Origin of the sequence: Paracoccus sp. S4493 (assembly GCF_000967735.1) — a bacterium.
GTDB lineage: Bacteria > Pseudomonadota > Alphaproteobacteria > Rhodobacterales > Rhodobacteraceae > Paracoccus > Paracoccus marcusii.
In genome coordinates this window covers 1-286 of the sequence record NZ_JXYF01000489.1, presented here as the reverse complement: position 1 = coordinate 286, position 286 = coordinate 1, and the positions used below count along the sequence as shown (strand labels likewise).

General features: G+C 70.6%; 1 pseudogene. It reads left to right on the top strand.

The features are described from left to right. Window positions 1-172 (top strand): annotated as a pseudogene (locus tag TW83_RS22210) (fructose-bisphosphate aldolase); the annotation flags it as partial. Window positions 173-286 lie beyond the last annotated feature (114 nt).

Below are 286 nucleotides of genomic sequence, written 5' to 3'. Positions count from 1 at the left end.
CTCGGGCGGGGCGGCCAAGGGGACCGATGCGGTCTATGACGACGCGCGCGCAATCCGCGACGGCGGCGGCAACGGCTCGATCATCGGGCGCAACAGCTTTCAGCGGTCGCGCGAGGATGCGCTGGCGATGCTGGGCAAGCTGGTCGACATCTATCTGGGCAAGGACGCCTGACCAAACGGACGCGCCCCCGGAAACGGGGGCGCGACGCGATCAGCGCCCTGCGGCGCGGGACGGGGGCCGGTGGCCCCCTTTTTTCACACTTCCTCGATGCGCAGCTCGACCGGG